9 protein-coding genes are annotated in these 8,172 nt (G+C 69.2%); 1 reads left to right on the top strand and 8 read right to left on the bottom strand.

Annotated elements, in window-relative coordinates:
• The 3 genes from GJV64_RS08410 to GJV64_RS08400 all read right to left on the bottom strand — a co-directional run.
• The coding region (locus GJV64_RS08410) for a secretin N-terminal domain-containing protein (protein ID WP_328799169.1) at window positions 1-920 on the bottom strand (920 nt) is incomplete at its 3' end.
• Entirely contained in the window at window positions 917-1,384 is a 468-nt protein-coding gene (locus GJV64_RS08405; RefSeq protein ID WP_164156813.1) for a type II secretion system protein N, read from the bottom strand. The genes GJV64_RS08405 and GJV64_RS08410, both read right to left, overlap by 4 nt.
• An 88-nt stretch (window positions 1,385-1,472) precedes the next feature.
• A complete protein-coding gene (locus GJV64_RS08400; RefSeq protein ID WP_164156812.1) occupies window positions 1,473-2,747 on the bottom strand; it encodes a DmpA family aminopeptidase in 1,275 nt (424 codons plus the stop codon).
• Window positions 2,748-3,050: 303 nt separating this feature from the next.
• Between GJV64_RS08400 and GJV64_RS08395 the strand changes: the two genes are divergently transcribed.
• Window positions 3,051-4,523, top strand: a complete 1,473-nt coding sequence (locus GJV64_RS08395) for a DEAD/DEAH box helicase (protein WP_164156811.1) — start codon at window positions 3,051-3,053, stop codon at window positions 4,521-4,523.
• Between the two features lie 82 nt (window positions 4,524-4,605).
• On the opposite strand, the gene GJV64_RS08390 is transcribed toward GJV64_RS08395, so the two are convergent.
• The 5 genes from GJV64_RS08390 to GJV64_RS08370 all read right to left on the bottom strand — a co-directional run bounded on the left by GJV64_RS08390 (window position 4,606) and on the right by GJV64_RS08370 (window position 8,008).
• A complete protein-coding gene (locus GJV64_RS08390; protein WP_164156810.1) occupies window positions 4,606-5,064 on the bottom strand; it encodes a peptidylprolyl isomerase in 459 nt (152 codons plus the stop codon).
• Window positions 5,065-5,099: 35 nt separating this feature from the next.
• A complete protein-coding gene (locus tag GJV64_RS08385) occupies window positions 5,100-5,531 on the bottom strand; it encodes an acyl-CoA thioesterase (protein WP_164156809.1) in 432 nt (143 codons plus the stop codon).
• Entirely contained in the window at window positions 5,528-6,835 is a 1,308-nt protein-coding gene (locus GJV64_RS08380; protein ID WP_235927663.1) for a cytochrome P450, read from the bottom strand. Before GJV64_RS08380 ends, GJV64_RS08385 begins: the two co-directional genes overlap by 4 nt.
• On the bottom strand, window positions 6,832-7,608 hold the full coding sequence (locus tag GJV64_RS08375; protein WP_164156808.1) for an enoyl-CoA hydratase: 777 nt from the start codon (window positions 7,606-7,608) through the stop codon (window positions 6,832-6,834). Before GJV64_RS08375 ends, GJV64_RS08380 begins: the two co-directional genes overlap by 4 nt.
• A gap of 64 nt (window positions 7,609-7,672) precedes the next feature.
• Window positions 7,673-8,008 (bottom strand): Smr/MutS family protein, encoded by a 336-nt coding sequence (locus tag GJV64_RS08370; protein ID WP_235927662.1) that lies wholly within the window; start codon window positions 8,006-8,008, stop codon window positions 7,673-7,675.
• Window positions 8,009-8,172: the final 164 nt, after the last annotated feature.

Raw genomic sequence — 8,172 nt, 5'->3', positions numbered from 1 at the left:
GCCTGCGGCAGCGGTTGCGGTGTCGGCTGCTGGCCCTGCTGCGGGTTGCTGCCGCCCATTGGCTCGGACGGCAGCGCCAGCGGGGCCGACTGGCTGGCCGGGCTCACCGGCTGGCCGACCAGCTGCTGCAGCACCGGCACAAGCTTCTCGGCGTCGGCATGGTTGAGGAAGAACACCCGCACATCGGAGCCGGCGGCCGCGGCCCCATCAAGATCGGCGACGATGCGCGCCAGCTTGCCCAGCGTTGCGGGGTCGCCGCGTAGGACAAGGCTGTTGCTGCCATCAACCGGCGCCACCTGCCAGCCGCGCCCTTCGGCACTGCCCTGCGCAACTTGGCTCAAGCTGGTGGCGATCTCGCGGGCGCCGGCGTGCTTCAGCGCGATCACCCGCACCGCCGCCCGGTCCTGGTCGAGCTGGCGGGCCAGCGCCGCCACGCGGGCGACATTGTCGGCATAATCGGCAACGATCACCGCATTGCCGGCACGGTTGGCCGTCACCTGGCCTTCACGGCTGACCAGCGGCCGCAGCGATTCGAGCGCCGAGGCGGCATCGATGTAATTCAGGGGTAGCACGCGGGTTTCGAAACGGTCGCGGCCTTGGCCGGCACTGGGCTGCGTCGCGGCGCCTTCGGCCGGCGCCACCCGGAAGGCGCCACCGGCGGCTGGCGTTACCACCAGGCCATTGGCGCGCAGGGTGGAGAGGAACAGCTCGAAATAGCCGGCCTGGTCGAGCGGGCGATCGGACACCACGGTCACCTTGCCCTGCACGCGCGGATCGATGATGAAGCTGCGCCCGGTGGCGCGCGACACGTCCTGGATGAAGGCGCGCACATCGGCATCGCGCAGGTTCACCGTGGTCTGGGCCAGCGTTGGCGCCGAGAGGGCGGCGAGCAACAGGGCAGCAGCAAGGCGGCGCATCATTGCGGTGCCCCTGCTGCTGCCGGCGGCCCCGACTGGTCGATATAGAGCGTCTCGCGCACGCCGCCGCGATCCAGCGTCACCGATTCGAAGTCCACGGCGGCCAGCCGCACGCCGGGCATGATCTCCTCGCCCACACCGATGCTCTGCTGGCGGCCATCGGGCGTTGCGATGATCGCCGAGCCGCGGCCCGAAGCGGCATCGACCCGCGTGCCGACCAGCGCCAGATCAAGCCCGGAAACGGCATCGGCGGGCGCGGCGGCCTGCGGGAAGAAGGGATCGATGGCCGCCATCACCCGCGGCGGCGCCGCCACCTGCGGCTCGCCCAGCGCACCGACGGGGGTGATCGCCAGCCACAGCGCCCGGGCCAGAACCACGCCGGCCAGTGCCCAGCCCAGCAGCTCGGCACCGGCCAGCAGACGGGCCGGCCATGGCGGATTGTCCTCGGTCCGGATCAGCGGCTGCACCCCTACACCAACTTGTTCCGCAGGCGCACGCAGCCTAGCCGGATTCGCTTTATCCGCCAGCCCCTATCGGCTGGATGTGACGCTTGGGTTACAAGCCGCTGCCGCCCGGCGTGGCCTGCCGGGGTGGGTTCAGCAGGTTGTGCCGGCGCAGGATGGCCTGCAACTGGTCGTGTGGCAGCGCCGAGATCGTCCAGTAATCGGCGCCGGTCATGGTTCTTGCCGCGATCATGGCGTTGATCACCGCCTCTTCCACGCCCTCGATGGTGGCGGTGAACAGCGGGTTGATCGCAGCGTTCGGCAGCCGGACCACTTGTACCGGCCGGTCGGCCGCCTGGTGCCAGTTGCCATCGTCCACGCCCGGATTGGCGGTGGAGAAGGCGATGAAGATGTCTCCCGAGCCATCCGCGAGGATCGATCCCAGCCGGCCCAGGCCCGCCGTGCCGCGCCGCGCCAGCCGCTTCAGCTGCTCAGGCGTGAGCGGCGCATCGGTGGCGATGACGATGATGATCGAGCCGCGATGCTCCTCCAGCGGGGCATCGGCCAGCGCCACGCGCCTGGGGTCGCACACGGGCGCCAATTGCCCACCACGCCGCTGCGGGGTGGGCAGGCGCTGCGTCACGCACGGCCCCTGCAGGTCCATCTCGCGCGCCACCGGCACGCCGGCGATGCGCAGGCCCGTGGCCGAGCCATAGTTGCACTGCACCAGCACGCCGACGGTGTAGCCGCCTTCGGCTGCGGTCAGCCGCCGCGAGGCGGTGCCGGTGCCGCCCTTGAAGCCATTGCACACCATGCCGGTGCCGCCGCCCACATTGCCCTCTGCCACAGGGCCGGGGCGGGCGGCATCCATCGCGGCCAGCGTGTCGGCCACCGTCACATGCTGGCCGGCCATGTCGTGCAGTGTCGCGTCGGCGGTTTCGGCCACCAGCGGATACCAGAAGCGGCCCTCGCGGCGATCGGCCAGCCACTTGAAGGCGGCATCGCGCACCACGCCCACGCTGCCGGTGCCGGTGATCAGGATCGGCGTTTCCAGCACGCCGCCTTCCTCCACCCAATGCGTGCCGGTCATGTCACCATTGCCGTTGCCGGCGAAGAAGCCGGCGAATACGCCGCGGCCATCGGCCTTGCCGCGCGGAAAAATCGCCGTCACGCCGGTGCGCACCGGGCCCTTGCCGCGCACCCGCGCGCCCTCGCCGGAAACTAGCGTCCTGAAGCCCACCTCGACACCTGCAACGTCGGTGATGGCATTCAGCGGCCCCGGCGTGCCATCGAAGGGCACGCCAAGATCGCGGGCCCGCGGCGCCGCCGGCTGCGCGGGGGCCACCGCGCCCCAGCCCAGCGCAATCAGCGCGGTCATCGCCAGCATGGCTCGTTTCACTGCCGCCTCCCCCGCAGTCCCCACTACAGGCCTTGAGCCAAGCACAAGGGCATGCCGAGCGCAACGGGAGGGGCAGGGCGGCAACGTTGACTTTGCCCGGCATCCCGTTCATACACCGCTCCATTCGATGGGCGCGTGATCGGAGCCGAAGGCCAGAGGCCAGGCTCCAGGGCCCCACCCCCCAAGCTTGCTTCCCATATCACGCGGGTTGCCAGTCAACCCCCGGGTCCCAAGGACCCACCTGGTTGGCATGGTGCCACCCGGGCGCCTGATATATTTGGAAACACACACATGAATTTTGCCGATCTCGCGCTTGCCGAGCCGCTGGCCCGCGCCATCGCCGACAAGGGCTATACCACCCCCAGCCCGATCCAGCAGGCGGCGATCCCGCCAGCGCTGGCCGGGCACGACATATTGGGCCTGGCCCAGACCGGCACCGGCAAGACGGCGGCCTTCGCGCTGCCGATCCTGCACCGCCTCGCCGCCCAGCCGAAGCACCGCCTGAAGCTGTCGGCGCGCGTGCTGGTGCTCGCGCCCACCCGTGAGCTTGCCGGGCAGATCTGCGCCAGCTTTGAGGCCTATGCCCGCTACATGCGGCTGAGCATCACGGCGGTGTTCGGCGGCGTGCCGATCAACCGGCAGGAACGCGCCATGCAGCATGGCGTCGATGTGCTGGTGGCCTGCCCCGGCCGTCTGCTTGATCTTGTCATGAAGGGCGCCATCGATCTGGGCCATGTCGAGATGCTGGTCCTCGACGAATGCGACCAGATGCTCGATCTCGGCTTTCTGCCTGACCTGAAGCGCATCACCCGCCTGCTGCCGCGTCAGCGCCAGACAATGCTGTTCTCCGCTACGCTGCCGCCCAGCATCGAGGCGCTGTCCCAGCAATATCTGAAGGACCCGGTGAAGGTGGCGATGCAGCCGGCGGCGACCACGGCGGAGCGCGTGGTGCAATCGGTGATCCATGTCTCCCAGCCGGAAAAGCTGGCGCTGCTCGCGCATCTGCTGGCCAGCGAGGACGTCACCAGCACCATCGTCTTCACCCGCACCAAGCATGGCGCGGACCGGGTGGTGCGCCAGCTTGCTGCCCACAAGATCGAAGCCCGCGCCATCCACGGCAACCGCAGCCAGGCGCAGCGCACGCAGGCGCTCGGCGCCTTCCGGTCGGGCGAACTGCGCGTGCTGGTGGCGACCGACATCGCGGCGCGCGGCCTCGACATCCCGCAGGTGTCCCACGTCTTCAACTTCGAGCTGCCGAACGTGCCGGAACAATATGTCCACCGCATCGGCCGCACCGCGCGCGCCGGCCGCGAAGGCCGGGCCATTGCCCTGTGCGCGCCCGATGAGCGGCCCTACCTGAAGGACATCGAGCGGACGATCCGCATGAGCCTGGAACAGCAGCCGCTGCCGGCCAATTTCCGCGATCTCGTCGGCCTGACGGCGAAGCTCATCAAGTCGAGCCCGGCGGCAGCCGAGCCGCCGCGCGAGGAGCGCGAGTTCAACCGGGGCCCGCGCGGCGGTGCCAGGGGCCGCGATCCGCGCGCCGTGGTGCATGCTGATGGCCGGGGTCCGCGTCGCGAGGGCGGCCGTGATGGCGGCCGTGAAGCCGCTCGTGACGGCGCCCGCCGCGAAGGCGGCTTCGCTCGCCCTGATGGTGCCCGCCCGCAAGGCCAGCGTCCGCAAGGCGCCCGCCCGCAGGGCCGTCCCGGAGGCAGCTTTGGCGGCCAGCGCTCGGGCCAACGGCGATCGCCTGCCGGTCGCTGATCTGCTGATCACCTGAACAGGAAAACCCCCGCCGGATCGCTCCGGCGGGGGTTTTCGGTTCAGCAGTCAGGGGTCAGGGGCTTCAGGCCACCGTCGCCTTGATGATCTTGCCCGGCTCACGCGGCGGTTCGCCCTTGGGCAGCGCGTCGACATGCTCCATGCCGGAGATCACCTCGCCCCACACCGTGTACTGGCGGTCGAGGAAGCGGGCATCGTCAAAGCAGATGAAGAACTGGCTGTTGGCGCTGTGCGGCGCCGAGGTGCGCGCCATCGAGCAGACGCCGCGCACGTGCGGCACGTCGTTGAACTCCGCCTTCAGGTCCGGCAGGTCCGATCCGCCGGTGCCGGTGCCCTTCGGGCAGCCGCCCTGCGCCATGAAGCCGGGGATGACGCGGTGGAACTTGATGCCGTCATAGAAGCCCTGCTTGGCCAGCGTGGTGATGCGTTCGACATGGCCGGGCGCCACGTCGGGCCGCAGCTTGATGACGACATCGCCGCCGCTATCGAGGGAAAGGGTGAGGGTGCTCGGCGCGTCGGCCATGGGTTGTGCTCCGTTTGGGGGAATGAGCGGCTGCCTTAGCCGCGAAGGGCGTGCGCCTCAAGCCGCGTCCGCAACGCCGGCGGGATCGGTGCCGGGCCGGTTTCAGGGTCGCGGTGCACCAGCACGCTGTCACATAGGGCGATGCACTGTTCGTCCTGAAAGGCGGCCATCGCCACGGTGAAGCTGCTGCTGCCGATGCGGGCGATGGCATAGGTGACCGTGACCGGCGCCGGGTAATTGCCCTCTGCCAGATAATCGATGGCGACGCGGGCGACGACAAAGCTGGAGCGGCGCTGTCCCGCCGGGGCCGCATGGCCGCGATTGAAGCGCACCCGCGTCTCCTCGAACAGACGGGCGATGGCGACATTGTTGAGATGGCCGTTCACGTCCATGTCGGCAAAGCGCGTTTCGAGCGTCAGGCTGGCCGGATAGGCCGTCTTGTCCCGTCGGGCGGGATCAGCCTTCATCGCAGGCGATACCGGATCGGCAGGGTCTTGAGGCCGGAGACGAAGTTGGCGACGCTGTTCTTCGGCTCGCCGGCCAGTTCGACCGCGTCAAGGCGCGGCAGCAGCTCGGCAAACAGCGCGCGGATCTCCATGCGCGCCAGGTGCAGGCCCAGGCACTGGTGGACGCCGTTGCCAAAGGCCGTCTGCGGATTGCTCGGCCGGTCCACCCGGAAGCGGAACGGCTCGTCGAACACCGCCTCGTCGCGGTTGCCCGACCAGTAGAACAGCGCCACGCCATCGCCCTTCCGGATGGTCTTGCCGCCCACCACCGTGTCTTCGGTACAGGTGCGCATGAAATGCTTCACCGGTGTCACCCAACGGATCATCTCCTCCACCGCACCCGGGATCAGTGCCGGATCGGCCTTCAGCTTCGCCAGCTCCTCAGGGTTGCGGATCAGCTGTAGCAGGCCACCGGACGCGCTGCTGCTGGTGGTGTCGTGGCCGGCGGTGACGGTGATGGCGTAATAGCTGATCGCTTCCAGCAGACCGATGGGCGCGCCGTCCACCTGGCCTTGCGCGATCACGGTGGCGAGGTCATCGCGCGGATTGGCGCGCCGGTCTTCCAGCACCAGGCCGAAATACTGGAAGAACTGCTGGACCAGCGCGAAGATGTCGACCTGCGGGTTGCCGGTGGCTTCCGGGCCGCCAAGACCTTGGGTCAGAATGCGGGAGCGGGCCACGACGTCCGGATCCTGCGGGCCGAAGATCTCCTGCGTCATCTGCAGCATGCGGTTCTCGTCTTCGGCAGGCAGGCCGAGGATCATCATGATCACCCTCAGCGGATACCAGAGCGCCACCTCGTTGACGAAGTCGCACGACCCGCCCAGCGCCGCCATGCGGTCCACGTGGGCCTTCGCGATGGCGGCAATCTGGGGCTCCAGCGCCTTCAAATTCTGCGGCATGAACCATGTGTTGGTGATCCGCCGCAGCTTCATGTGCAGCGGGTCATCCAGATCGACGAGAGTGCGGAACAGATGGGTGTCGCCGGTGGTGGCCTTCACCCAGTCTTCCGCCTCGATCGGCGAGATGTAGGTGCGCTCGCGGTTGATGAACCGGTCGTTGGCCTTGGCGATGGCGACGATGTCGGCATGGCGGGTGATCGACCAGAAGGGGCGAAAACCGGTCGGCTCGGTCCAGTGCACCGGATCATCGCGGCGCAGGGCAGTGTAGGCGTCGTGGATACTTTCATCGGCATAGGCCGCCGGGTTGACGAGCGTGTTGTCCAGCGTGTCGCTGTTGAAGCCCGGAAATGGCATTGCGGTCATTGCTGGCGACCCCTCGCTTGAACGGCGCCGCGCGCGGCTTCCACCTCGGCGGCGGAGACTTTGGCATTTGCGGCGGTGGACCGTGTCGCCTCCAGCGCCATCGCCTCGCGGAACGGCAGCGCATAGCCGTCGTTGATCAGCGCCTTGTAGGCGCGGGAAAATCCGGGCGCGATGCCGGCCATGTCGTGCGCCAGTTGAATGGCGGCGGGCAGCAGCTGCTCGGCCGGCACGACGCGGTTGAGCAGGCCCCAGCGTTCGGCGGTGGCGGCATCAAGGAAGTTGCCGCTGAGCGACAGTTCGCGCGCGCGATAGGGCCCGATCAGGCGCGAGAGCTTCTGGGACAGCCCCCAGCCCGGCATGATCCCTACCCGCGCGTGCGTGTCGGCAAAACGGGCATTCTCGCTGCCGATCAGCACATCGCAGGCCAGCGCCACTTCAAAACCGCCGGTGATGGCCACACCGTTGATGGCGCCAATCACCGGCTTGCCGGTCTGCTCGATGGCCTTCACCGGGTTGTCGGCCGGCGATTCGGCATTGGCGGCACCCAGCCCCTCGCTGCCCAGTTCCTTCAGGTCCAGCCCGGCAGTGAAGGCACGGGTGCCGGCGCCGGTCAGAACGATGGCCTTCACCGCAGCATCGGCCTCCAGCGCGCGGAACGCAGCGGCCAGGCCAGCGCGCACGCTGCGCGACAGCGCGTTCATCGCCTGCGGGCGGTTGATGGTGACGATGGCCACCGGGCCATCATGGCTGACCAGCACGACATCTTCGCTCATCACGTTCTCCCTTGCCCTGTTCTAGCGGCTCGCCAGCCCAACACCGACTGGGATTGGCGACAGGTTATTTGGCTCGCCGCAGGATCACATAAAAAGCGCCGCTGCCGCCGTGGCGCGGGTGGGCGGGGCGCACGCTCGCCACGGCGGCGCGCAGATCGGGTTGCTCCAGCCAGTGCATGAGTTCAGCGCGGATGCGGCTGGGTCGCTCGGGTCGCCCCTTGCCGGTGATCACCAGCAGCACGCGGGCGCCATCGCCAGCGGTGATGGCCGCCAGCAGCCGGGCATGTGCCTCGGCCAGCGTGTGGCCGTGCAGATCGATGCTGCGATCGGGCACCAGCCGCCCGCGGCTGATCTGCCGGTCCCATGTGCCGTCCAGCGGCGCGCCCAGCGGATGAGTCACCGTGCGCTTTGTCGGGGCGCTGGGGCGTGATGGCCGGGCGGCCGGTGCCGGCGGCGGCTGGGATGGCGCTGGTGGGGGCGGCGCGGCCGACGCCGGTTCGATGACCGGCGCCCGTTTGCCCGGCAACGGCTTCACGCTGGCCGCCACGCGCGCCCACAGCGCCC

It is taken from the genome of Sandarakinorhabdus rubra (assembly GCF_010994245.1).
GTDB lineage: Bacteria > Pseudomonadota > Alphaproteobacteria > Sphingomonadales > Sphingomonadaceae > Sandarakinorhabdus > Sandarakinorhabdus rubra.
This window is presented reverse-complemented; position numbering and strand designations above follow the sequence as displayed.